23 protein-coding genes are annotated in these 24,916 nt (G+C 60.7%); 17 read left to right on the plus strand and 6 right to left on the minus strand.

Features of this window, described 5'->3' with window-relative positions; all coding sequences use genetic code 11:
• From HU218_RS15150 to HU218_RS15160, 3 genes are all read left to right on the plus strand, one after another.
• Nucleotides 1-1,122 carry an ABC transporter ATP-binding protein gene (locus tag HU218_RS15150; RefSeq protein ID WP_174875777.1) on the plus strand — a complete coding sequence of 374 codons (1,122 nt, stop codon included), beginning with the start codon at nucleotides 1-3 and terminating at the stop codon, nucleotides 1,120-1,122.
• Nucleotides 1,123-1,364: 242 nt separating this feature from the next.
• Nucleotides 1,365-2,330 (plus strand): porin, encoded by a 966-nt coding sequence (locus HU218_RS15155; RefSeq protein WP_174875778.1) that lies wholly within the window; start codon nucleotides 1,365-1,367, stop codon nucleotides 2,328-2,330.
• Between the two features lie 88 nt (nucleotides 2,331-2,418).
• A complete protein-coding gene (locus HU218_RS15160) occupies nucleotides 2,419-3,354 on the plus strand; it encodes a carbohydrate kinase family protein (RefSeq protein WP_174875779.1) in 936 nt (311 codons plus the stop codon).
• A 61-nt stretch (nucleotides 3,355-3,415) separates the two neighbouring features.
• Here the strand turns inward: HU218_RS15160 and mscL are convergent, their stop codons facing one another.
• The 5 genes from mscL to HU218_RS15185 form a co-directional block, all read right to left on the minus strand.
• Nucleotides 3,416-3,877, minus strand: a complete 462-nt coding sequence (mscL, locus tag HU218_RS15165) for a large conductance mechanosensitive channel protein MscL (protein ID WP_174875780.1) — start codon at nucleotides 3,875-3,877, stop codon at nucleotides 3,416-3,418.
• Between the two features lie 182 nt (nucleotides 3,878-4,059).
• Nucleotides 4,060-5,727 (minus strand): L-lactate permease, encoded by a 1,668-nt coding sequence (locus tag HU218_RS15170; protein WP_174875781.1) that lies wholly within the window; start codon nucleotides 5,725-5,727, stop codon nucleotides 4,060-4,062.
• Nucleotides 5,728-6,000: 273 nt separating this feature from the next.
• Entirely contained in the window at nucleotides 6,001-6,735 is a 735-nt protein-coding gene (locus tag HU218_RS15175; RefSeq protein ID WP_174875782.1) for a UDP-2,3-diacylglucosamine diphosphatase, read from the minus strand.
• A 53-nt stretch (nucleotides 6,736-6,788) separates the two neighbouring features.
• On the minus strand, nucleotides 6,789-7,286 hold the full coding sequence (locus HU218_RS15180) for a peptidylprolyl isomerase (protein ID WP_174875783.1): 498 nt from the start codon (nucleotides 7,284-7,286) through the stop codon (nucleotides 6,789-6,791).
• Between the two features lie 21 nt (nucleotides 7,287-7,307).
• Entirely contained in the window at nucleotides 7,308-7,871 is a 564-nt protein-coding gene (locus tag HU218_RS15185) for a peptidylprolyl isomerase (RefSeq protein WP_174875784.1), read from the minus strand.
• A gap of 169 nt (nucleotides 7,872-8,040) precedes the next feature.
• On the opposite strand from HU218_RS15185, the gene HU218_RS15190 reads away from it, so the two are divergent.
• The 5 genes from HU218_RS15190 to HU218_RS15210 all read left to right on the plus strand — a co-directional run bounded on the left by HU218_RS15190 (nucleotide 8,041) and on the right by HU218_RS15210 (nucleotide 13,954).
• The gene (locus HU218_RS15190) at nucleotides 8,041-8,760 is read left to right on the plus strand and encodes an LPP20 family lipoprotein (RefSeq protein WP_174875785.1); all 720 of its coding nucleotides are present in this window, start codon (nucleotides 8,041-8,043) and stop codon (nucleotides 8,758-8,760) included.
• Nucleotides 8,761-8,766: 6 nt separating this feature from the next.
• The gene (locus HU218_RS15195; RefSeq protein WP_174875786.1) at nucleotides 8,767-10,071 is read left to right on the plus strand and encodes a flagellar assembly protein T N-terminal domain-containing protein; all 1,305 of its coding nucleotides are present in this window, start codon (nucleotides 8,767-8,769) and stop codon (nucleotides 10,069-10,071) included.
• Nucleotides 10,072-10,153: 82 nt separating this feature from the next.
• A complete protein-coding gene (locus HU218_RS15200; protein ID WP_174875787.1) occupies nucleotides 10,154-11,146 on the plus strand; it encodes a Fe(3+) ABC transporter substrate-binding protein in 993 nt (330 codons plus the stop codon).
• Between the two features lie 142 nt (nucleotides 11,147-11,288).
• Nucleotides 11,289-12,911, plus strand: a complete 1,623-nt coding sequence (locus HU218_RS15205) for an ABC transporter permease (protein WP_174875788.1) — start codon at nucleotides 11,289-11,291, stop codon at nucleotides 12,909-12,911.
• Nucleotides 12,911-13,954, plus strand: a complete 1,044-nt coding sequence (locus HU218_RS15210; RefSeq protein ID WP_174875789.1) for an ABC transporter ATP-binding protein — start codon at nucleotides 12,911-12,913, stop codon at nucleotides 13,952-13,954. The genes HU218_RS15205 and HU218_RS15210 overlap by 1 nt, the downstream gene beginning before the upstream one ends.
• A gap of 69 nt (nucleotides 13,955-14,023) precedes the next feature.
• Here HU218_RS15210 and pbpG read toward each other — a convergent pair whose 3' ends face one another.
• The gene (pbpG, locus tag HU218_RS15215; protein WP_174875790.1) at nucleotides 14,024-14,878 is read right to left on the minus strand and encodes a D-alanyl-D-alanine endopeptidase; all 855 of its coding nucleotides are present in this window, start codon (nucleotides 14,876-14,878) and stop codon (nucleotides 14,024-14,026) included.
• A gap of 143 nt (nucleotides 14,879-15,021) precedes the next feature.
• Between pbpG and uvrB the strand changes: the two genes are divergently transcribed.
• The 9 genes from uvrB to fliI are packed head-to-tail and all read left to right on the plus strand — an operon-like array spanning nucleotide 15,022 to nucleotide 24,908.
• Nucleotides 15,022-17,037, plus strand: a complete 2,016-nt coding sequence (gene uvrB, locus HU218_RS15220; RefSeq protein WP_174875791.1) for an excinuclease ABC subunit UvrB — start codon at nucleotides 15,022-15,024, stop codon at nucleotides 17,035-17,037.
• A gap of 22 nt (nucleotides 17,038-17,059) precedes the next feature.
• Nucleotides 17,060-17,530, plus strand: a complete 471-nt coding sequence (locus tag HU218_RS15225) for a low molecular weight protein-tyrosine-phosphatase (RefSeq protein ID WP_174875792.1) — start codon at nucleotides 17,060-17,062, stop codon at nucleotides 17,528-17,530.
• A gap of 30 nt (nucleotides 17,531-17,560) precedes the next feature.
• Nucleotides 17,561-18,256, plus strand: a complete 696-nt coding sequence (locus tag HU218_RS15230; protein ID WP_281357195.1) for a chemotaxis protein CheB — start codon at nucleotides 17,561-17,563, stop codon at nucleotides 18,254-18,256.
• A 20-nt stretch (nucleotides 18,257-18,276) separates the two neighbouring features.
• A complete protein-coding gene (locus HU218_RS15235; RefSeq protein WP_174875896.1) occupies nucleotides 18,277-19,623 on the plus strand; it encodes a sigma-54-dependent transcriptional regulator in 1,347 nt (448 codons plus the stop codon).
• Nucleotides 19,624-19,654: 31 nt separating this feature from the next.
• Nucleotides 19,655-19,975, plus strand: coding sequence for a flagellar hook-basal body complex protein FliE (gene fliE, locus HU218_RS15240; RefSeq protein WP_174875793.1), 321 nt, complete (start codon nucleotides 19,655-19,657; stop codon nucleotides 19,973-19,975).
• A 55-nt stretch (nucleotides 19,976-20,030) separates the two neighbouring features.
• Nucleotides 20,031-21,761: a flagellar basal-body MS-ring/collar protein FliF gene (gene fliF, locus HU218_RS15245; protein WP_174875794.1), complete on the plus strand. Its 1,731-nt coding sequence runs from the start codon at nucleotides 20,031-20,033 to the stop codon at nucleotides 21,759-21,761.
• Entirely contained in the window at nucleotides 21,754-22,752 is a 999-nt protein-coding gene (gene fliG, locus HU218_RS15250) for a flagellar motor switch protein FliG (protein ID WP_174875795.1), read from the plus strand. Before fliF ends, fliG begins: the two co-directional genes overlap by 8 nt.
• Nucleotides 22,742-23,521 carry a FliH/SctL family protein gene (locus HU218_RS15255; RefSeq protein WP_174875796.1) on the plus strand — a complete coding sequence of 260 codons (780 nt, stop codon included), beginning with the start codon at nucleotides 22,742-22,744 and terminating at the stop codon, nucleotides 23,519-23,521. Before fliG ends, HU218_RS15255 begins: the two co-directional genes overlap by 11 nt.
• On the plus strand, nucleotides 23,514-24,908 hold the full coding sequence (gene fliI, locus HU218_RS15260) for a flagellar protein export ATPase FliI (protein WP_174875797.1): 1,395 nt from the start codon (nucleotides 23,514-23,516) through the stop codon (nucleotides 24,906-24,908). The genes HU218_RS15255 and fliI overlap by 8 nt, the downstream gene beginning before the upstream one ends.
• Nucleotides 24,909-24,916: the final 8 nt, after the last annotated feature.

The raw sequence follows: 24,916 nt of genomic DNA on the forward strand, positions 1-24,916 counted from the left end.
ATGAGCGAAATCCGACTGCAAGGTATTCATAAGCGCTTTGGTGGCAACCCCATCCTGGCCGACATCAACCTCACCATCGCACCGGGCGAGTTCTGCGTGTTCATCGGCCCGTCCGGTTGTGGCAAGTCCACGCTGCTGCGGCTGATCGCCGGCCTGGACGACGCCAGTGGCGGCGAGCTGTACATCGACGGCCGCTGCGTTAACGAGGTGCCGCCGGCGCAACGCGATGTGGCGATGGTGTTCCAGAGCTACGCGCTGTACCCGCACATGACGGTGTACGACAACATGGCCTTCGGCCTGCGCCACCTGAAGCTGGGCAAAACCGAGATCGAACGCCGCGTGCGCAGCGCCGCCGAGTCGCTGCACCTTACTGCGCTGCTGGACCGCAAGCCGGGCGCATTGTCTGGCGGCCAGCGCCAGCGGGTGGCCATCGGGCGCGCCATCGTGCGGCAGCCCAAGGTGTTTCTGTTTGACGAGCCGCTGTCCAACCTGGACGCCTCGCTGCGCGTGAAGACGCGGGTGGAGATTGCCCGTCTGCACCGCGCGCTGGGGAGCGCCAGCATGGTGTATGTGACGCACGACCAGGTGGAGGCGATGACGCTGGCCGACAAGATCGTGCTGCTCAAGCCGCTGGCCGGACAGGAGGGAGTGCCCAGTATTGCCCAGGTGGGCCACCCGCTGGAGCTGTACCACCACCCGAAGAACCGCTTCGTGGCCGGTTTCATCGGCTCGCCGGGCATGAACTTCTTTCCTGCCGGGGTGAGCATGGCGCGCAGCGACGGCCTGCAATGCCAGGCGGGCAGCGCCACCGTGCTGGCGGAGGTGAATGCGGCGGGGCTGGTGGCCGGCAGTGCGGTGACGCTGGGCATCCGCCCCGAGCATGTGCAGGTGGGAGAGGGTAGCCTGCTGGGCCGCATTACCCATCTGGAGCACCTGGGCGAACACAGCTACGCCTATCTGGATAGCGATCTGTCTCCGGCGCCGTTAGTTGTGAAGCTGACTGCTCAGGGCGCTGTTATCGGCGACAGCCTGCGCTTTACGCTCCCGGCCGATCGCGTGCATGTGTTCGATGCCGCCGACGAGGCGCTGCCACGGCTGGCGGCCAACCTGGCCGCGGCCTGAGTCAGCCGGCGGCGGTTTCGTTTTTCCCGGATAAAGGCATCGCAAGGTGCCTTTATTTATTTATGCAATATTTCAATTATTAATATCCGGTTTTGATTGTGAATATTATTTTGTTGCTGGTAACCAATTCATTTTAAAAAAATTCAGGCATTGTTTTGTAATTTGTTGGCTACATTATTGTCACCGTTTTAAATGGCCATCACCGGTGGAACGCCGGAAAATAAACATAAACGGAGACAAGTATGATCCAGAATAAAAACATCCTGCTGCTGGTTGGCATTCTGATGACTGGCCACGCTTTTGCCCTGGATGGCGATATCAAGCTTACCGGCAAGATTGAAGTCGGTATGGCATCGAAAAAAGAAAACGGTATTACTAATCGTGCGGTGGAAGATGGTGGTTCCGAATTGGATGTGGTGGGCAGTGCCGATATCGGTAATGGTTTGAAAGCGCTGCTGCAGGTAAATACCGATATCAAACTGGATAATAATAAGGGTACCGATTATTTCGCCAATGGCGATACCTTTGTCGGTCTGCAGGGTGATTTCGGTACCGTGAAACTGGGCCGGGGCATCAATGCCTACGGTGACGGCTACTTCAAGGCCAATCTGTACGCCTACGACGTAGGCCCGGATCGTGGCGATATCGCCAGCGGTGGTGGTTCTGGCCGTGGCGCCTTCAAATACGAAGCGCCCAACCTGAATGGCCTGGCGCTGTCGTTCAGCTACTCGCCGGGTGAAGACAAGACCACCACCCAGCCGCGCGCGACCGACGCCTGGGCGGCCAGCGGCACCTACGAGCAAGGCATGTTCGGTGCCCGACTGTCGGTTGGCCAGCAGAAAGTAGCTGCCGGCGGTACGCTGAAAGACACGCTGCTGGCGTTCAAAGTGATGCCGGCTGCCGGTCTGACCCTGGCGACCGAGTTCAACAACTCCAAGAATGTCAGCGGCCCGATGCAAAAGAGCGTGGGAGTGTACGCCGAGTACAAGCCGCAGCGTGTCGGCGTACGTGCCGGCTACATCAACACCAACGACTACGGCTATGTGAATGGCGGCAAGCACAAGGTGAGTCTGCTGGGTGCCGATTACGATTTGTCCAGCAAGGAAAGCCGTTTCCAGACCAGCCTGTTAGTCGAATTCAAGTCTGACAAGAAGAACGGTAACCCGCGAGACAATTCGCTGTTTGCTGGTGTGCACATCGGCTTTTGATGCCGTTGTGCATGGCAGCGTGTGCTGCCGGCTCCAGAGGTCCTGGCCTGCCGTCCTGCGGCAGGTTTTTTTTCATGCAGGAGACGCAATGACACAGCCCTTACCGGCCTTGCTCTGTTTTGGCGAGGCCTTGACCGACATGATCATCCAGTCTGATGACCGCTGGCTGTCGCGCCCCGGCGGCGCGCCGTGGAACGTGGCACGCATCCTGGCTGGCTGGGGGCTACCGGCTGCCTTTGCCGGCAGCATCAGCCGTGACTGCTTTGGCGACGCGCTGCTGGCCGCCAGTGCCGAGGCCGGACTGGATTTGCGCTACCTGCAGCAAGTTGACGCCGCGCCCCTGCTGGCCATGGTGTACAGCACACAGCAGCCGCGCTACTTCTTTGTGGGCGACAACAGTGCTGACCTGCACTTCGATGCGGCCAACCTGCCGCAGGATTGGCGGCAAGCGGCGCGCTGGGCGCTGTTCGGCGGCATCAGCCTGGCCCGCCAGCCGCTGGCGGGGCATTTGCTGGCGCAGGCCCGGCAACTTAAGGCCGCCGGCACCCGCATCGCCTACGACCCGAATTTCCGTGTGGTGATGGATGCCGGCTACGATGGCATGTTGCGCGAGATGGTGATGCTGGCCGACGTGATCAAGGTGTCCGACGAAGACCTGGTCGGCCTGTTCCGCCACGATGATCAGGCGGCAGCGCTGGCCACATTGCGGCAGTGGAACCCGCAGGCGTGGCTGCTGTACACGCAAGGAGCCGCCGGCGCGCAGCTGTGGATCGGGGAACATGTATGGCAACTGGCACCACCGCCGGTGGCGGTGGTGGATACAGTGGGGGCAGGGGATGCCAGCATGGCCGGCTTGCTGGCCAGCCTGTGGCAGACACCGCAGGCGGTGCCGATGCGGCATCTGGCGACCGCAGTGGCCAGTGGCTGTGCCGCGTGTGGCGTAGCCGGGGCTGCCATTCCGCCGTGGAGCACGGTGGTCAGTTTGTTGACAGGCCTGGTGCCGCAGGTGCAGCAGTTGCGCTAGAAGGGTTCTCTGCAAAACCAACAACAAGGCCGCCTGCGGGCGGCCTTTGTCATGAGCCGGATCAGTCCAGCTGCGAGGTGCAGCATGGGCAGCGGCTGGCTTTCAGCGGAATGCTGGACAGGCAGTAGCGGCATTCCTTGCTGGTGACTTCGGCCGGCGCTTCGGCTTTCTCTTCGCGTTTCAGGCGGTTGATGACTTTCACCAGCATGAAGATGGCAAATGCCACGATGGTGAAGCTCACCAGCGCGTTGATGAACAGGCCGATGTTGAGGGTAACGGCACCGGCTTCCTTGGCTGCCGCTACCGAGGCGTACGGCGCGGCGGCCTTGGCGCCTTCCTTCAATACCAGGAACAGGTTGGCAAAGTCGACATTGCCGACCAGCAGGCCGATGGGCGGCATGATCACGTCGTCTACCAGCGATTTGACGATGGCACCGAACGCGCCGCCGATAACCACACCGACAGCCAGATCGATGACATTGCCGCGCATGGCAAATTCGCGGAACTCCTTGATGATGGACATATAGCCCCCCTTGTTTTTGATGGTGGATGGATAGTGCCGCCAGTATCGGCAAATTTGCTGCAAATTTGAAGCCTGGATGGCGAAAGCCGCGCGGCGGCGTTGATTCCGGGTCGGCGCCTTGCGGGCTGCTGACAATAAAAAACCCCGGTTAGCGAACCGGGGTTTTGCTGGCAGACGGGGTGTTATGGGTGGATCACCAGGCTGGTGAACGGGGGCAGGTAGGCCATTGCCGTGACCACCAGGCCGACCAGGCAGGCCAGCGCCAGCGAGTGGAAGAACACGTAGCGCAGGATCACGCCTTCCTTGCCGTAGTACTGGGTGGCGGTGGAAGCGACCACGATGGATTGCGCGTCGATCATCTTGCCCATCACGCCGCCGGAGGAGTTGGCCGCCGTCATCAGTACCGGCGACAGGCCCAGCTGCTGCGCCGAGGCTTTCTGCAAACCGCCGAACAGTACGTTGGCCGCGGTATCGGAGCCGGTTAGCGCCACGCCCAGCCAGCCCAGCAGGGTGCCGAAGAACGGGTACAACACGCCGGTGTGCGAGAACGCCAGACCCAGGGTGATGTCCACGCCGGAGAAACGGGTGACGTAGCCCAGAGCCAGCATCGCCACGATGGTGATCAGCGAGAAGCGCAGCGACCAGAACGTTTCCTTGTATACCTTCAGCATCTCGCCCGGGCGATAGCCCATGATCAGCGCCGAGATCAGTGCGGCCACCAGAATGCCGGTACCGGTGGCAGACAGCAGGTTGAGCTTGTAGATGGCGGCTTCCAGATGCGGCGCGGTCACTACCGGCGGCATCTTGTAGATCAGGTTGTGCAGGCCCGGCCACTGGATTTCCAGCGTGAAGATGCCATCCAGCACTTTCTTGACGCTGGGCGAACCGAACGCGAACACCGCCACCGACAGGATCAGCCACGGCAGCCAGGCGCGGATCACCTCGCCACTGCTGTAACCGTGATGCTTGTCGGCAACGATGGCCTTGGCGCCGTTGGCGGCCTCACCACCCATGGTGCCGGCGGTAGAGGTGTAGATTTCCTTCGGCTTCCACATTTTCAGGAAGGTCACCAGCGCGGCGATCGAGCAGACCGAGGCGATCACGGCGACCAGTTCCGGCCCCATCAGGTTGGAAACCAGCAGTTGCGGGATGGCGAACGACAGCCCGGCCACCAGTACTGCCGGCCAGATGCGCAGGGTGTTACGCCAGCCGCAGAAGGCGATCAGCAGCCAGAACGGCACGATGATGGCGAAGATGGTCATCTGGCGGCCAACCATGGCCGACACCTGCAGCACATCCAGGCCGGTGACCTTGGCCAGGGTGGTGATCGGGGTGCCCAGCGCGCCATAGGCCACCGGGGCGGTATTGGCGATCAGCGACAGGCCGGAGGCGGCCAGCGGCGAGAAGCCCAGACCGATCAGCATGGCGCCGGTCACCGCTACCGGGGTACCGAAGCCGCCGGCGCCTTCAAAGAACGCGCCGAAGCAGAAGGCGATCAGCAGCAGCTGCAGGCGGCGGTCGGTGGTGATGCCGGAAATCGACTCGCGCAGAATGGCGAACTGGCCTTTGCGCTCGGTGAGCTGGTACAGAAAGATCACGTTGAGGATGATCCAGCCGATCGGCAGCAAGCCGTTGGCCGCGCCCAGCAGCGTCGCGCTGGCGGCCATGCTGGCGGGCATGCTGAAGATGCCGACGGCGACCAGCAGCGAAGTGGCCAGACCGAGCAAGGCGGCCTTGTGTGCCTTGACGTGGAAGATACCCAGCGCGCCCAGCAGCACGATAACGGGTATGCCGGCTGCCAGTGTGGACAGCCAGGGGTTGCCTAGCGGGTCATAGACGTGTGACCACATGTTTCTCTCCTTGTTGTATCGGATGCGGCGTTGCTTGTCCTTGTTGGCAAGCGGGTTTTGTTGCGCACGGCCGGACTGTAGCGGGAGAGAAAATGCTTGTCTGTTGGGGCTGCCCCTTGCGGGGAAACCCTTAACTGCGCCGAAAAGCGGCGATTATTAGCCGATCGCGCACGTCTGCAGCCGGCTTGGCTGCAGACTGGCAGCAAGGGGCGCCGGATGTGACAAGGCCCGGCTTAGCCGGGCCTTGGACGGGGAGGGTAATGCGGCCAACGTTCAGTGATGCGGCAGTGCCAGTGGATGGGCGCTGAGGCCGACGCTGTCCAGCCGCAGGTAGCCGCCGTGGCCGTCGTGCCAGTCGGCAATCACCCAGCGCTCGCGCTCTTCGCCGTTGACGCGGTGCTCGTGGCGCGCCGGACGGTGGGTGTGACCGTGGATCAGGGTGGCACCGGGGTAGCGTGCCAGCAGCGCCTCGATGGCGGCCGGGGTGACATCGCTGATCTCGCTCGGGCCTTGGGTCTGTTTTTTCTGCTCGCTCATGCCGCGCACCTGGCGGGCAATGGCATGGCGCTCGGCCAGCGACTTCTGCAGGAACGCGGCCTGCCATGCCGGCTGGCGCACCATGGCGCGGAATTGCTGGTAGGGCGCATCGTCGGTGCATTCGCCGTCGCCGTGAACCAGCAGATAGTCGCGGCCATATGCCTTCAGCAAATGCGGTTCTTCCAGCAGGGTGGCACCACTGGCGGCGGCAAAGCCCGGCCCCAGCAGGAAGTCGCGATTGCCGCGCATCACGAACAGCGGGGTGACGGCGGAAAAGTCGCGCATCGCCGCCAGCATGGTATCGCTGAATGCCTGCCGGTCGTCGTCACCCACCCAGTATTCGAACAGGTCGCCCAGGATGTAGAGTGCATCGATCTTGCCGCGCCACTCGGCCAGGGTGCGGGTGAACAGCTCGCCCAGCCAGCTGGCTTCGTCATGCAGGTGCAGATCGGAAATGAAATGGATGGCCATGATCAGTCGTCAAAAAGGGCCGCACAAGGCGGCCCGTGGTCGGCACAAGCGGCTTAGCCCTGGATGATCTCGGCTTTTTCGATGACTACCGGAGTCAGCGGCACGTCCTGGTGGCCGCCGGCACGACCGGTTGCCACGGTCTTGATGCGGTCAACCACGTCCTGGCCTTGCACTACCTGGCCGAATACGCAGTAGCCCCAGCCCTGCATGGTTTCGGCGCGGAAATCGAGGAAGTCGTTATCGGCGACGTTGATGAAGAACTGGGCGCTGGCGGAATGCGGGTCCGGGGTGCGGGCCATGGCAATGGTGTAGGTCTTGTTGGAGACACCGTTGTTGGCTTCGTTCTTGATGGTGTCGCGGGTGTCTTTCTGTTCCATGTCGGCAGTGAAACCGCCGCCCTGGATCATGAAGCCATTGATTACGCGATGAAAGATGGTGCCGTTGTAGTGGCCATCCAGTACGTATTGCTCGAAGTTGGCGACGGTTTTCGGCGCCTTGTCGGCAAACATTTCCAGCACGATGTCACCGTGGTTGGTGCTCAGCTTGATCATGAGTCTATCCTTAAGTGTTGCTCAGGGTTTGTAGGTAGCTTTGGTAATGATGACCGGCTCCAGCGGCACATCCTGCATGCCGCCAATGTAGCCGGTGCGTACCTTGGAAATCCGGTTTACGACGTCCATGCCGGCAATGACCTTGCCAAAGACGGTATAGCCCCAGCCTTCCGGAGTCTTGCTGCGGAAGTCGAGGAAGTCGTTGTTCACCAGATTGATGAAGAACTGCGAGGTGGCGGAATTCGGGTTCGGCGTGCGTGCCATAGCGATACTGCCGATCACGTTTTTCAGGCCGTTGTCTGCCTCGATCATTACCGGCGCGCGAGTCGGCTTCTGTTCCAGGTTGCCATTCTGCACCGTGAAGCCGCCGCCCTGGATCATGAAGCCATCAATCACGCGATGGAACAGGGTGTTGCTGTAGTGGCCGGCTTTGACGTAGGCCACGAAGTTTTCCACCGTCTTTGGCGCTTTGGCCGGATTCAGCTCGATGGTGATCGGGCCCTTGTTGGTGGTCAGTTCCACGGTCGGAACGGCCTGCGCCGCCAGCGGCAGCAGCAACAATAGTGATGTCAGCAGTTTTTTCATGCGCGGCAATCCGGGGTGTGCAATGGGCGGGAGTTTAGCATGCTCGTTGCCGGGCGGCAGCCGTTGCCGGCCTTGAAGCGCTGCTTGCAAATAGCCTCAAGCTTTGTGAACCGGAGCCGATAAAGCAGACACGCTGTACAACAATATAGATAGCTTGCGGAGCTGCACCATGAACTTAATCAGACTGTTACCAGGCCTGCTGGCCCTTACCGCGCTGACTGCCTGCGCCTCTACTCCTGCAGCGCAGGCAGAAGGCCAGCAATGGATGGTAGTGGCTGCCGCACCGGCACCTGCGGCCAACGTTGAAGAGGCGCCGGCGGTGGCTGGCAGCCACGAACAGCTGGGTATTGCCCGCCAGCCGGTCATGACCCAGAACGGGGTAATGATGGGGGGCGGTTATGTCGGGCCGTTGTCCGATCCGCCGGCACCGAAAGCCGAAACCTATAACGCCCTGCGCATCCGCGTGATTGGCCGCGGCGCACCGCCGTCCGGCAAGGATCTGTCGCCGGTGCAGCGTCGCCTGCTGGCGATGCGCGCCGCGCAACTGGATGCCTATCGCGCCATTGCCGAACAGGTGCAGGGCTTCAAATTGTCCGGTAACAGCTCGGTAGGCAATCTGGTGGCCAGCAACGACAGCTTCCGCGTCTATGTCGATGCCTATCTGCGTGGCGTGCGCTTGCTGTCCACCGAGTTCAAGCCGGATGGCAGTAGCGAGAGCATTGCCGAGATGGTGCTGGACGAGGGCTTCTTCAAAGCTTACCGTACGGCTCTGGCGACCACCGGCAATGTGGCCACCGCGGCCCGTGTCCTGCCGGCCAGCGATGGCAGCAAGCTTGGCTGTACTGACAGCGGCTGCGTGTATGGCGGGGACTTCTACGTTGCACACTGAGACATAATGCAAACATCCAGTCTGTTACGCGCCGCCTTCGGGGCGGCGTTTGTTTTGCTGGCTGCACCGGCAGTCATGGCCGAGGTATATCAAGCCGAGGGCATGGCCTCGCTGGAGGCCGGCCCGTTGGCCGCGCGGCAAGCCGCCATCGAAGACGCCTTGCGCCAGATCGCGATGACCCGCCAGGGCGGCGTGCAAGGCAGCAGCGAAGTAAACAATGGCACGGTGACGGCAGAGAGCCTGATGCTTGGCCCGGTATCGTTGCCGGGCAAGACGCAGGTAATCAGCGAAAGCCGTCGCGATGGCTTGCTGTTTGTCACCGTGCAGCTGGACACCGATCCGCCGGCAACGCCGGCAGAGGCGGCTTCCAGCACCGACAAGGCCAGCGCTGCCTGCCAGCGCTCCACGCTGCCACCCGGGCGCTTCCTGGCACGGCGACTGGTTACCACCTATTTTTCTGTCGAGCAGCCGCAGCAGGCATCGGATCTGGGCAATATTTCTACCTGGTTTCCGAGTGAACTGGTGCGGCGACTCAACCGCCAGCGCGATGTGCAGGCGCTGGATGCCGGCAATGTGACGCTGTTTCCGGATGGCAAGGTGCAGGACCCGTGGCAGGCCACTGATGCGGTGCGCGATGTTGGCCGCAGGGAGGGTGTGCAGTTCGTGCTGGCCGGACGCATTATCGATAACGCCATTACCCGCAACGAGCCGCGGGCGACGATGTTCGGCAATGTTAACGATATGCAGCAAGGCGTGTACTACACCGGGCCGTTTGCCGGCTTGCTGGGGCTGTCGGTGCGGCAGGTGCCGGTAGAGCGACGGCTGGGGGTGGAGTACTGGCTGTATGACGCGATCAGTGGCGGGGTGCTGCTGCGCGATGTGGTGAATCGCGAAGCACGCGGTGATGTCCATGTCGATTCGGCGCGGCTGTTCGATACCGCTGTTCTGGCACAAACCGACTACGGCCGTCTGATCGACCAGACGCTTGGCGGCATTGCCGACAAGGTGCGCGACACCATGCAGTGTTTGCCGTTTACCACCCGTGTCGCGCGGGTAGAGGGCGACCGTGTCTTTCTGGCGGCCGGCGCGCTGGATGGTCTGGCGGTACGTGATCGGTTGCTGCTGTACAAGCCGCGACCGGCTACCGAAGTACGGCGTCTGGATGGTCAGGTGCTGGGTGTGCCGGAACAGGTGATTGGTGATCTGGAAATCGAGCAGGTGCAGCCGCGTTTTGCCGTGGCCCGGTTACGCAATAACCGTCAGCAGGCGACAGCGGGGGATTGGGTACGGTTTCCGGTTCGGCCCAACTAATTCGCGCAGTTGTTGATAGTAGTTCTTGTTACGATTATACTTTTCGCGTTTGTAACGGTTTGTAGCGCGAAAGGGACGGGTTGTGAGCAAGAAACTGGTAATGATGGCAGTGCTGGCTGCCATGAGCAGCGCGGCGCTGGCGGAAGAAATCACGGTATATACCGCGCGTGCCGAACAGCTGATCAAGCCCATTCTGGGCGTGTTCGAGCAGGAAACCGGCATCAAGGTCAATGTGGTCAGCGGTGGCGAAGGCCCGTTGATGGAGCGCCTGAAAGCCGAAGGCTCCAACTCGCCGGCCGATATTTTCATGACCGTGGATGCCGGCAATCTGTGGCAGGCCAACAACCTGGGGCTGTTCCAGCCGGTGAAGTCCGCCGCGCTGGCGGCCAACGTCCCGGCGCACCTGCGCGATCCGGGCAATAACTGGTTTGGCCTGTCAGTACGCGCCCGCACCATTTTCTACAACAAGCAGACCGTTAAGCCGGAGCAGCTGTCCAGTTACGAAGATCTGGCCAGCCCGAAATGGAAGGGCAAGCTGTGTCTGCGTACCGCCAAGAAGGTGTACAACCAGTCGCTGGTCGGCACCATGATCGGCAATTACGGTGTGGAGAAAACCGAGCGTATTGTCAAAGGCTGGGTCGATAACCTGGCGGCACCGGTCTTCCCGGACGACACCAAGATGCTGGAGGCCATTGGCGCCGGCCAGTGCGATGTCGGTATTGCCAACACCTATTACTTCGGTCGCCTGTTGAAAAAAGAGCCCAACCTGCCGGTGGGGCTGTTCTGGGCTAACCAGAAGCTGGATGGCGTGCACGTGAACGTATCCGGTGCCGGTGTTACCAAACATGCCAAGAACGCCAAGGGCGCGGTGAAACTGCTGGAGTGGCTGTCGGCCGAGAAGGCGCAGAAGCTGTTCGCCGACATCGACATGGAGTTCCCGGCCAACCCGAAAGTGGCACCGAATCCGGTGGTGGCGTCGTGGGGCAAGCCGAAGCAGGATCTGATCAACGTGTCCGAAGCCGGCTCCAAGCAGGCGCAGGCCGTGATGCTGATGGATCGTGTTGGCTACAAGTAAGCAATAGCCAATCTGGCCGGCAAGGGGAGTTCGCTGCCCTTGTCGGCTTTTCGCTTTCCGGCTTGTCAACGGAGTTGCGTACGCAATGCAGTTAGAAAAATCCCTGCCGAGCACTCGGCACTCGCCGCCGCCCGGCGCAGCCATGCCCGCCGGTATCCGCCGGCGCCTGGCAATCTGGCCCGCTCGACTGCTGGTGCTGGCGATCAGTCTGTTTACCGTAGTGCCGCTGGCGGTGGTGATGACTTCCTCGCTCAGCCCCGATCCCGCCATCTGGCAGCATTTGCTGGAATTTGCCTTGCCCGAGTTGCTGCGTAATACGCTGCTGATGCTGCTGGGGGTAACTGCCGGCGTGCTGCTGATCGGCGTATCACTGGCCTGGCTGGTGGCGGTGTACCAGTTTCCCGGCCGGCGCTTCTTCAGCTGGGCACTGATGCTGCCGCTGGCGATGCCGGCCTATGTGCTGGCCTTTGCCCAGGTGGGGATTTTTGAATTTACCGGGCCGATACAGACGCTGTTGCGCCCCCACTTCGACAATATGCGCTGGTTCCCGGAGATTCGTAGCACCACGGGTTTGCTGCTGGTGATGTCGCTGGCGTTCTACCCCTATGTCTACCTGCTGGCGCGCAACGCTTTCGCCACCATGGGACGACGTGCGCTGGAAGTGGGGCAGAGCCTGGGGCTGTCGCCGCGGCAGGGTTTCTGGCGCATTGCGCTGCCGATGGCACGGCCGTGGATCATGGGGGGGGTGTTGCTGGTGGTGATGGAAAGCCTGGCCGATTTCGGCACCGTGGCGGTATTCAACTACGACACCTTTACCACCGCCATCTACAAGGCGTGGTTCGCGCTGTTCTCGCTGGACACCGCCAAGCAACTGGCCTCGCTGCTGGTGGTGATGGTGTTCGTGCTGTTGCTGCTGGAACAGTACAGCCGCGGCCGCCGTGCCTATTCGCAGGCCGGCCGTACTGCACCTGCTCCACGGTTGCCTTTGACGGGCTGGCGCGGCTGGGCGGCGAGTGGTATCGCCAGCCTGGTGCTGCTGCTGGCCTTCGTGCTGCCCCTGCTGCAACTGGGCTACTGGGCGTCGCGTGATTTTGCCAATCAGTTCAGTGCCGATTTCATCGTGTATGCCTGGCGGTCGGTGTTGCTGTCATTGTTGGCCGCAGTGCTGGTGACGCTGATCGCGCTGGTACTGGCTTATCTGGTGCGCCGCGATGGCGGCGCCATCGTCAGGCTGGCGGCTCGCGTGGCGACGATAGGCTACGCCATTCCCGGTACCGTGCTGGCGGTGGGGGTGTTCGTGCCGGTAGCGTGGCTGGACAATCAGCTGATTGCCCTGCTTGGCCTCGGCGGCGAGGTGACGGCGGTGTTCAAGGGAACCTTGCTGGCGATGCTGCTGGCCTTTATGGCCCGGTTTCTGGCGGTAGGGCATTCGGCGGTGGATGCTGCGATGAACCGCATTACCCGCAGTCACGACGAGGCAGCACGCAATCTGGGGGTGTCCGGGTGGGCGTTGTTGTATCGGGTCTATTTGCCGCTGCTGTCGGGCGGACTGTTCACCGCGATGCTGATGGTGTTTGTCGACGTGATGAAGGAAATGCCGATCACGCTGATGACGCGGCCGTTCGGCTGGGACACGCTGTCGGTGCGGGTCTACAACATGACCAGCGAAGGCATGTGGGATCAGGCGGCGCTGCCGGCCATCGCCATTGTGCTGGTGGGGCTGTTGCCAACCATTTTGCTGTCGCGTCAACGGGATGTTGCCTGATGAGTTTGCTTGAATTGGTATCGGTGTCGCAGTGCTATGGCGACAAGAAAATCATCGACCAGCTGTCGTTAGCGCTGGAGGCCGGCGAAATCGGCTGCCTGCTGGGCAGTTCCGGCTGTGGCAAGACCACGGTGCTGCGCTGTATTGCCGGGTTTGAGCCGCTGCTGGACGGCGAAATCCGTCTGGACGGGCGTGGCATTGCCAGTGCTGCGGCCAACGTGCCGGCGCATCAACGCGAAATCGGCATGGTGTTTCAGGACTACGCGCTGTTTCCGCATTTGTCGGTAGTGGAGAACGTCGGCTTTGGCCTGGGCGGCCTGTCGCGTAGTGCACGCGCGCGCCGTGTGGCCGCCATGCTGGAGGTGGTAGGGTTGGCCGCATACGGTAAGGCCTATCCGCACGAGTTGTCCGGCGGCCAGCAGCAGCGGGTGGCGCTGGCACGCGCGCTGGCACCGCAACCGCGCTTGCTGTTGCTGGATGAGCCGTTTTCCAATCTGGATGTCGACCTGCGCGAGCGCTTGTCACGCGAGGTGCGCGAGATTCTGAAGTCGCAAGGCACGACCGCCATTCTGGTGACGCACGATCAGCACGAAGCCTTTGCCATGGCTGACAAGGTGGGAGTGATGGCGCAGGGCCGGTTGCAGCAATGGGCTTCGCCCTACGAGCTGTACCACGAGCCGCAGACGCGTTATGTGGCTGACTTCATCGGCCAGGGAGCCTTCGTGCCGGGCCGGGTGACCGGGCCGCGCTGTGTCGCGCTGGAGCTGGGCGAGTACTGCAGTGCGGTGCCGCGACAGTTTGTGGTCGGGGATGATGTCGACGTGCTGTTGCGGCCAGACGACGTGGTGCATGACGATGGCAGCGAGGTGAAGGCGCTGGTGCTGGGCAAAGTGTTCCGTGGTTCGGAATTTCTTTACACCCTGCAGCTGGCATCCGGTCGCAGCGTGCTGGCGCTGGTGCCCAGTCATCACAATCACGCCATTGGTGAAGCCATCGGCATCCGGCTGGAGCTGGAGCATCTGATTGCGTTTCGCCAGCAGTAATCTGGCGACAAAAAAATGGCCGCCTCTGGAATGAGGGCGGCCACTTTCTTTACTGCCGGCACTGGGGCATCAGCCCGACAGCCAGGTGTTGGGGTGTGCTTCAAGCCAGTTCTTGATCGACTTGGCATCGTTCACACGGGCGGCGGAACCATTGGCATCCAGCAGCACCATGATCATGCGCTGGCTGCCTACCATGGTCTGCATCACCAGACAGCGGCCGGCTTCCTCGATATAGCCGGTCTTGGACAGGCCGATGTCCCACTCGCCCTCACGAACCAGCGGGTTGCTGTTCTTGTAATGCAGCACGCGGGTCGCGGTGGGATGGGCGTAGTATTCTGCCGTGGTGGTGAACTGGCGGATCAGCGGGTAGTTGGCGGCGGCCTTCACCATGCGCACCAGATCCATCGCGGTGGAGGTATTGCGCACGTCCAGGCCGGTGGCATCGTGGAACACGGTGTTGGTCATGCCAAGCGACCTGGCTTTGCGGTTCATCTGCGCGATAAACGCCGCCTTGCCGCCCGGGTAGGTTCGCGCCAGCGAGGCGGCGGCACGGTTCTCCGACGACATCAGTGCCAGCAGCAACATTTCGCGGCGGGTCAGCGTGGAGCCGACAGCCAGACGCGAGCTGGTGTTTTTCAGACGGTCGATCTCGTCATCCGTGATCGTGATCGGCGCATCCATAGACGGATTGGCATCCAGCGTCACCATCGCCGTCATCAGTTTGGTGATGGAGGCGAACGGCTGAATCTGGTTGGCGTTCTTTTCGTAGACCAGTTGGCCGGTCTGGGCGTCCACGACGGCTACCGCGTGCGAACTCAGGCGCGGGGAGGGGGTCATGGCGGCAAGGGTGACCGGTTCGGCGGCGCCCGCCATCAGCGGGGTGCCAGCCAGGCAAACCAGCATGGCCAGTGTTCTGAGCATCATGTAATGACTCCGATGCGAAGATGTTGCGATTCGATATCTCAATTTTAAATTGAAATAAACCAGTTGTGCGGACGAAATTGCGCTGCAAGCCATGATTGACGCGGATTTCGGCTACAATCCGCGTGACAAATGAGTGAGATGCCATGGTTGTTACCTATCCCGGCAGCCCGTTCCGGCTGCACCAGCCTTTTCCCCCCGCGGGTGATCAGCCGACGGCGATTGCCAGTCTGGTCGAAGGGCTGTCCGACGGCCTGAGCTACCAGACCTTGCTGGGCGTCACCGGTTCCGGCAAAACCTACACCATGGCCAACGTGATTGCGCAGACCGGCCGGCCGGCCATTGTCATGGCGCACAACAAGACGTTGGCCGCACAGCTTTACAGCGAAATGCGCGAGTTCTTTCCGGAGAACGCCGTCGAGTATTTCGTCTCCTACTACGACTATTACCAGCCGGAAGCTTACGTTCCCAGCCGCGATCTGTTCATCGAGAAAGACTCCAGCATCAACGAGCATATCGAGCAGATGCGGTTGTCGGCGACCAAGAGCATTCTGGAACGGCCAGACTGCGTGATCGTGGCCACCGTGTCAGCGATCTACGGTATCGGTGACCCTACCGAATACCACCAGATGATTTTGCACCTGAAAGAAGGTGAGACCACGCCGCAGCGCGAGATCATCAGCCGGCTGACGGCCATGCAGTACGACCGCAACGATATGGATTTCGCCCGCGGTACTTTCCGCGTGCGCGGCGACGTGATCGATATCTTCCCGGCGGAAAGCAACGACACCGCGCTGCGGGTGAGCCTGTTTGACGACGAAGTCGAGACGCTGACGCTGTTCGATCCACTGACCGGTGTCACCAAGCAAAGAGTTGGCCGCTATACGGTTTATCCGGGCAGTCACTATGTGACGCCGCGCGATACCGTGCTGCGTGCCTGCGAGAAGATCAAGACCGAGCTGCGCGAGCGCATCGAGTGGTATCACAAGGAAGGCAAGCTGGTAGAGGCGCAGCGTATCGAGCAGCGCACGCGCTTCGATCTGGAAATGCTGTACGAGATGGGCTTCTGCAAGGGCATTGAGAATTACTCGCGGCATTTCTCCGGTCGCGCGCCCGGCGAAGCGCCGCCGACGCTGATCGACTATCTGCCCAAGAACGCGCTGATGTTCATCGATGAAAGCCATGTCACCGTGCCGCAGGTTGGGGCGATGTACAAGGGCGATGCCGCGCGCAAGCAGAATCTGGTGGATTACGGCTTCCGCCTGCCATCCGCGGTGGATAACCGGCCGCTGAAATTCCATGAATTCGAAAAACTGATACCGCAGGCCATTTTTGTGTCCGCCACACCGTCTGATTACGAGGCCAAGCATGCCGGCCAGGTAGTGGAGCAGGTGGTGCGGCCAACGGGGCTGGTGGATCCGGTAATCGTGATTCGTCCGGTGTCCACCCAGGTAGACGACCTGCTGTCGGAAATCCATCTGCGCATCGAGCGCGGCGAGCGGGTACTGGTTACCACGCTGACCAAGCGCATGGCGGAGCAGCTGGCGGATTACTACACCGAGCACGGCATCAAGGTGCGCTACCTGCACTCCGACATCGACACCGTGGAGCGGGTGGAAATCATCCGCGACCTGCGGCTGGGGATGTTCGATGTGCTGATCGGCATCAACCTGCTACGCGAGGGGCTGGATATTCCAGAGGTAAGCCTGGTGGCGATTCTCGATGCCGACAAGGAAGGCTTTTTGCGCAGCGAGCGCAGCCTGATCCAGACCATCGGCCGCGCCGCGCGCAACCTCAACGGCTTGGCGCTATTGTACGCCGATCGCATCACCGACAGCATGCGGCGCGCCATCGACGAAACCGAGCGTCGCCGTAGCAAGCAGCTGGCCTTCAATGCCGAGCACGGCATCGTGCCGCAAGGTATCAACAAGAAGATCAAGGACATCATCGACGGCGTGTATCACGACAAGGCGGCTGACCGGAAGGCATTGGCCGAAGATGCACGCATCGCGATGATGGATGAAAAAACGCTGGCCAAGGAAATTAAGCGCCTGGAAAAAGCCATGCTGGAGGCTGCGCGCAATCTGGAGTTCGAGCAGGCGGCAAAGCTGCGTGACGAGCTGAAGGCGCTGAAAGAGAAAGCCTGGTTCAGTGAGTTGTGATACCGCAAGGCAAGGGAAAATCATGGCGCGCAAAATACGGGTGCTAATGGTGTGCATGGGCAATATCTGCCGTTCGCCGACCATGGAAGGCGTGATGCGCGCCCGATTGCAGCACTACGGACTGGAGACGCTGGTGGAGGTGGATTCCGCTGGCACGCACGACTACCACGTTGGCCGCGCGCCGGACCCGCGTAGTGTGGCGGCTGCCGCACGGCGGGGTTATGACCTGAGTGCGTTGCGCGCCCGGCAGGTCTCGCCGGCGGACTTTGCCGAATTCGACTACCTGCTGGCGGCCGATTGCGACAACCTTGCCAATCTGGAGCGGGTGCGTGGCGGTCGAGGCGTGGCGCCGAAGCTGCTATTGTCGATATTGGGGCAACCGGCAGAGGTGCCGGATCCTTACTATGGCGGGCCGCAAGGCTTCGAGCAGGTGCTGGACCTGGTCGAGGAAGCCTGCGATGCCTGGTGCCGCCGCCTGCAGCAGTCGTTGTAATCCAAGATGTCGTCGTCACGAGAGAACGCCATGTCGCAAACCAATAAGACGCTCGACAGCAAATCGATGTCGGTGGCCCCTAGCCACTCCGCCGATGTGATCCTGCCTCGCCAGCCCGGCAGGATGGCACTGGGGCGGCAGCCGCTGATCGCGATCGGTTCTTCCACCGGAGGTACCGAGGCTTTACGGGTGCTGTTGACCAGCTTGCCGGCCGAAATGCCGCCGATTGTGATTACCCAGCATATGCCGGAAATGTTTACCAAGTCGTTTGCGGCGCGGCTTGATTCCTTATGCAAGCTGACAGTGAAAGAGGCGGACGATGGCGAGCGCCTGCTGCCGGGGACGGTCTACATCGCCCCGGGGCACTCGCATCTGCTGGTCAAGTCGACCAATGGCATCGGCTATGCTGTCTGTCTGCATCAGGGGCCGCCTGTTAACCGGCACAAACCTTCTGTTGATGTGCTGTTCCGCTCGGCGGCCAACGTTGCCGGCAAGCACTGTATCGGCGTGATCCTTACCGGCATGGGGCGCGATGGCGCGGCGGGTATGCTGGAATTGAAAGAAGCGGGGGCATTGAATATCGCGCAGGATGAGGCGTCTTGCGTGGTGTTTGGTATGCCCAAGGAAGCGATTGCCATGGGCGGGGTGCATGAAGTGCTGCCCCTGCAGGGAATCGCCAGTCGGTTGATGGCACTGTGTGCCAACCGTCAGGGAACTGGCGGCTGAAGGATGGAATGCAGCAACAAATGAAACGCTTGCCTGTTTTGGTGGTTGAGGATGATGCCGATCTGCGTGAGGCGCTGGTCGATACACTGCTGTTGGCCGGCTTCCAGGTGGTGGAGGCGGCAGACGGTACAGCCGCGCTGGAGGTGTTGCAGCACGAGCCGGTCGGCCTGGTGATCTCGGATGCGCAGATGCAACCGATGGATGGTTATCAGTTGTTCTTTGCGATCAAGGACCGCTATCCGGGGCTGCCATTTGTGCTGATGACGGCTTATGGGGTGATCGAGCGTGCTGTCGAGTTGCTGCGTGCCGGTGCCAGTCACTACCTGCTGAAGCCGTTCGAACCGCAGCAACTGATCACCGAGGTGGAACGTTTTGTCCTGGATGTGCCGGAGGTGAGTGCCGAGACGCTGGTGGCGGAGTCGCCAGCAATGCGCAAACTGTTGTCGATTGCCAGCCGGGTTGCGCCCAGTGATGCCAGTGTTTTGATTAGTGGTCCCAGCGGTGCGGGTAAGGAGGTGCTGGCGCGTTTCATGCATCAACATTCTCGTCGCAAGGATGGTCCATTCATCGCGGTGAACTGTGCGGCGATCCCGGAGAATTTGCTGGAGTCGACACTGTTTGGTCATGAGAAGGGGGCGTTTACCGGCGCAACCGCCACCCTGCCGGGCAAATTCGAACAGGCACAAGGCGGGACGATTCTGCTGGATGAGATTACCGAGATGCCGTTGCCGCTGCAGGCGAAGCTGTTGCGGGTATTGCAGGAGCGCGAGGTGGAGCGGGTGGGGGCGACGCGTACCATCAAGCTGGATATCCGGGTGCTGGCAACGACCAACCGCGACATTCAGGCCGAGGTCGCTGCGGGTCGATTCCGGGAAGATTTGTATTTCCGCTTGAATGTTTTTCCGCTGCAACTGCCTGGCTTGGCCGCACGGCCAGAAGACATTCTGCCATTGGCACGGAAATTGCTGAAAAAGTACGCCGATGCAGTTGGAAAGCCGAATTTGATGCTTGGCAGCAGTGCCGAGCGAGAATTGACTGCCTATAGTTGGGAAGGTAACATCCGCGAGCTAGATAATGTGATGCAGCGGGCGGCAATTCTTGCCGCCGGGACGGAGGTTTTTGCCGCCGATCTGATGCTGGAACCTGTCTCGCCCGAATCGTTTGTTACCTTGCCTGACAATGTGGCCGAGCATGCTGCTGTCGAGCAGGCGATGGATATGAAGTCCATCGAGAAAAAACACATTCTGGATGCGCTGGAAGCTGTTGGCGGAGTCAAAAAGCTGGCTGCAGAACGGCTTGGGATCAGCGAACGCACCTTGCGTTACAAGCTGCAGCGCTACCGGGAAGAAGATGGTGAGTCCGCCTGAAACCGGGCGGTAACAAACAGGTAGAATCAACATGTCTACGCAAGGCATTAACCAGTTGCTGGGTGAGTTGCAGGCGATGTCGGCGCTGGCTGCCGGCAAGCAGCCAGCGGCGCCAACCCAGACGCCGGAAGTTGACTTTTCCTCTGTGTTGCAATCAACTTTGGAACAAGTCAATCAAGTCCAGCAAACCTCCCAGGAACTGCAGAAGCGTTTTGAACTGGGGGAAGAAGGGGTCAACATCCAGGATGTGATGGTGACCATGCAGAAAGCCAGCCTGAGCTTCCAGACCATGGTGCAGGCTAGAAACAAACTGGTTTCGGCCTACCAGGAAATCATGAATACGCAAGTGTAGCCCCGCTGTATGGTTTAGCATGCAGCGGTAAAATCAATAACGAAACAACCTCTGTATGGCTGATCTGGTAGACAACGCTACGCCTGCCTGGAGAGTGCGCCTTAATGAAATCACGGCGCGATTTAACGCTCTCCCAAATAATCGCAAAATCCTCCTCTTCGCCGCGGTCGCCGCGGTGTTGTCTATTGCTATTGCCTTGATGGCATTCAACCGTGAACCGTCTTACAAAATTCTGTTTACGGGTCTGGCCGACCGGGATGGCGGCCAGATAACGGCCTCCCTCCAGCAGATGAATATTCCTTACCAGCTTGGTGATGGCGGCGTTATTTCCGTGCCTAGCGACAAGGTATATGACGCCCGTCTGCGGCTGGCGTCGCAAGGTCTGCCAAAGGCCGGTGGCGTGGGTTTCGAACTGATGGATAAACAGAAGTTCGGCATCAGCCAGTTTGCTGAGCAGGTCAATTATCAACGCTCTATTGAAGGCGAGCTGGCGCGGACCATCGAGTCGGTGGCGGCGGTAGACAGTGCCCGAGTGCACCTGGCTATGCCCAAACAGAGTGTATTCGTCCGGGATCAGCAGTTGCCGACGGCATCGGTGATGCTGACACTACGTGGCGGTCGCATTCTTGATGCCGGCCAGATTGCCGGTATCGTGCATCTAGTTTCCAGCTCGGTGCCGAATTTGCCGGTAAGCAATGTATCGATTGTCGATCAGGATGGTAATCTGCTGTCGGCGATCCCTGACCTGAACGGTAATGCCGGGATGGATCGCCGCCAGCTGGCATACATCCGCCAGATTGAAGCAGACTATGCCAAGCGTGTGGAAACCATTCTGGAGCCTATCTTCGGCAAAGGGAATGCCCGTGCCCAGGTCACTGCAACGGTCGATTTCTCCGAGGTAGAACAGACTTCCGAGACTTATCGTCCTAACTCCACGCCTAATCCCTCCGCTACCCGTAGCCAGCAGATCGTGGAATCGCTGGGCAAAGAGGCCAGCTTGCCATCCGGGGTGCCTGGGGCGCTAACCAATCAACCGCCCAGTGCTGCGTCGGCTCCATTGACGCTACCGCCTGGGGCCGCGCCAGGAACGGCAACCTTGTCCGGCTTGCCGATGAACAATACCTCCGGCGCGGTGCATCGGGAAATCACCACCAATTACGAAATCGACAAAACGATCCAGCACACCAAGTTGCCGCAGGGCAATATCAAGCGCCTGACGGCAGCAGTGGTGGTGAACTACAAGATGGTGCCGGATGCGAATGGCGAGGCCAAGCCGACGCCGATGTCCGCGCGCGAGTTCCAGCAGATTAGCGATCTGGTAAAGGAGGCGGTTGGCTATAATCAGGATCGTGGTGATTCGGTCAACGTAGTGAATGCCAGCTTTGCCGAAGCAGTCCCGGTGGCATCTGCCAAAGATCGTTTGGTCGAGTATGCCTCGGAGAATGCCGGCAATCTGGTTAAATATGGCCTGCTGTTGATTGCCGTGTTGTACCTGTTGTTTGGTGTGGTGCGCCCGATCATGCGTGACGTAGTCAAGCCGCCGGCACCAGTGGTGCCGGAAGGAGAGGAGGCAGCGGCAGCGGGTGGCCGACTGCTGGCTGTTGCCGGTGAAGAGGGCGAGGCTGTGGCTGCAGCTGGTTCAGAGGTGCCGTTTGATGCGCTGGATCCGAAAGAGCAGTCACGCCGTCAATACGAGGCCAACCTTCAGACCGCTCGAGACCTGGTGAAGGCCGATCCGCGTATGGCCGCCCAGATTATCAAGGAATGGATTGCCTCCGATGAGTGATGCCGGTATCCGTCGCAGTTCTGTGCTGCTGTTCAGCTTGGGGCAGGCCGAGGCGATTGAAGTCTTCAAGTATCTAGGCCCCAAGGAAGTCCAGAAGCTGAGTCTGGCGATGGCAGGGCTTAGCAACCTGAGCCATGACGAGGTGGAAAAAGTCGTTGGGCAATTCGAAGAAGAATATGCCGCGCGTGCCAACTTCGGTGCCACCGACGAGTATCTGCGTAATGTGCTTATTGAAGCCCTGGGGCCGGATAAGGCGGCCAACCTGCTGGACAAGATTCTGCAAGGGAACGATCACAGCGGTATCGAAAGCCTGAAGTGGATGGATCCATCTTCTGCGGCTGATCTGATTCGCAACGAGCATCCGCAGATTATTGCTACCATCATGGTCCATCTCGACCCGGACTTGTCTAGCGCGATCCTGGCCTATTTCCCGGAGCGCTTGCGCAACGAGGTGCTGATCCGTACTGCCACGCTGGAAGGTGTGCAACCGCAGGCGCTGCGCGAACTTAACGATGTACTCACCCAGCTGTTGTCCGGCTCCGACCGGATCAAGAAGAGCGCTGCTGGTGGCGTGGGCATGACGGCTGAAATTCTCAACTTCCTCGGTTCAAACGTCGAGGCATCTGCCTTGTCGTACATCCGTGAATACGATCCGGAACTGGCGCAGCGTATTCAGGACAAGATGTTCGTATTCGACAACCTGCTGGAAATCGACGACCGCTCGATCCAGACCATCCTGCGGGAAATCCAGTCGGACTCGCTGGTTATCGCCCTCAAGGGAACCAGCCAGGAGCTCAAGGACAAAATTTTCCGCAACATGTCGTCACGTGCTGCCGAAATGCTGCGTGATGATCTGGAGTCCAAGGGGCCAGTCAAACTGTCGGAAGTGGAAGCCGAACAGAAAGAAATTCTCAAGATTGTGCGCAGGTTGGCAGACGAAGGCCAGATTGTGCTAGCCAGCAAGGGTGGAGACGAAGGCCTTGTCGAATAACAATGTAATTCCGGCCGAAGCGCTGGGGCAGTGGCAATCCTGGCGTTTTGGCGAGTTGGGGGCGCAAGCCGCGACACCGCAGCCAGAGTCGCCTCCTGACAAAAGCGAACCCCCTGCAGAGGGGGTTTCTGCATTGGAGCCGGCGGAGGATATCACTCAGGAGCTTGTTACTGACCTGCCATCCGAGCCGGCCGAGCCTGAGGTGGCGCCTCCAGCCTATCCGACCGCCGCGGAGCTGGAGGCAATCCATCAGGAGGCATGGCAGGCGGGTTTTGATGCCGGTCGCGAGGAGGGGCTGCAGCTAGGGCGCGGCGAAGGAGCTAGTCAGGCATTACAGGAAGCCGCCGCACGTTTTGCCGAGTATTGGCAGCCGCTCTCGGAGCTGCAGAGTGCTTTCGAGCAGCAGTTACAGCTGCTGGGAGAGTCACTGTCCGGCGACGTGTTGACGCTGTCGGTGGAGCTGGCCGAACGCATTGTGGCTGCGCATATCGAACTGGATCGCATGGCCATCCTGCCGTTGTTGCAGCAGGCACTGGATGAGCTGGGGCACGGTTTGCTGCAGGCAAAGATCAAGGCAAATCCGGAAGACATGGCGGTGATTCAGGCTTTTGTCGCTGAGACGCATCCGGGTGTCAGCTGGCAATGGCAGGCTGATGACAGCGTGGCACGCGGTGGCTGTGTGATCGAGAGCAGCCAGCATCGGCTGGATCTGGGTCTGCCGCAGCGCTTGCAGATGGTGCGACGGGCGCTGGGGGCGAGTGATGACTGACTTGCTGACTGCGCAGCGCCGCTACTTGCAGGCATGTCGAGACGCGGCAGCCCAAGTGCCGTTGTGGCAAATGCAGGGGCAACTAGTCAGGGTGACCGGTCTGGTGATGGAGGCGGTGGGCTTGCGCTTGCCGGTGGGTAGTGCCTGCAGTGTCGAGGTGGCGCCTGGGCATGTGGTGGAGGCCGAGGTGGTCGGCTTTGCGGAAGAGCGCCTGTTCCTGATGCCGCTGACCAATATCCAGGGGCTGCTGCCAGGAACGCCAGTGAAGCCTATCGTGTCGTTTCAGCCGCCGGATTACTTGCAGTCAACCGTTCGCGCCGAGTTGAACGGACCGCTTGGACGTCAGGTGCCGGTTGGTGCCAGTTTGCTTGGCCGGGTGCTGGATTCGCTGGGGCGGCCGCTGGATGGCAAGGGGCCGGTGTTTGCGGATGCCTATTTCCCGCTGTATAGCCAGCCGCTGAATCCATTGCACCGCACGCCGGTACACGACGTGCTGGATGTCGGGGTCAAGGCGATCAATGGTCTGCTGACCGTTGGCCGCGGCCAACGTTTGGGACTGTTTGCCGGTTCCGGTGTCGGCAAGTCGGTGTTGCTGGGCATGATGGCGCGTTTTACCCGTGCCGATGTGGTGGTGGTCGGGCTGATCGGTGAACGTGGTCGCGAGGTAAAGGACTTCATCGAGAATATCCTGGGTGAAGAAGGCCGTGAGCGCTCGGTGGTGGTGGCGGCGCCTGCGGATACGCCGCCGCTGATGCGCTTGCATGGCGCCGCCTACGCGACGGCGCTGGCCGAGTATTTCCGTGCGCAGGGGCTGGATGTGCTGCTGCTGATGGACTCGGTTACCCGTTACGCGATGGCGCAGCGCGAGATTGCGCTGGCGATCGGCGAGCCGCCGGTCAGCAAGGGCTATCCGCCTTCGGTATTTGCCAAGCTGCCGCAGCTGATCGAGCGGGCCGGCAATGGCGAAGCTGGCGGCGGCTCGATCACCGCCTTCTATACCGTGCTGTCGGAAGGTGATGACCAGCAGGATCCGATTGCCGACTCAGCGCGGGCGATTCTGGATGGCCACTTTGTGCTGTCGCGCGAACTGGCCGAGTCCGGGCATTACCCGGCCATCGACATCGAGCAATCCATTTCCCGGGTGATGGTGGATGTGGTCAGCCGCTCGCATATGGATATGGCGCGGCGCTTCAAACAGTTGTTCTCCCGTTATCAGCGCAGCCGTGATCTGATCAGTGTTGGCGCCTACGTACCTGGATCGGATCCGATGCTGGACGAAGCTATCCGTCGTCACGGGCAGTTGGTTTCTTTCCTAACCCAGTCCATGCATGAGAATGTGGACTTCTCTGCCTGCAGCAATCTGCTGGGAGAAACCCTTGCCGGTTGATGTGGAGC

The organism is Vogesella oryzae (genome assembly GCF_902829295.1).
Taxonomy (GTDB): Bacteria; Pseudomonadota; Gammaproteobacteria; order Burkholderiales; family Chromobacteriaceae; genus Vogesella; species Vogesella oryzae.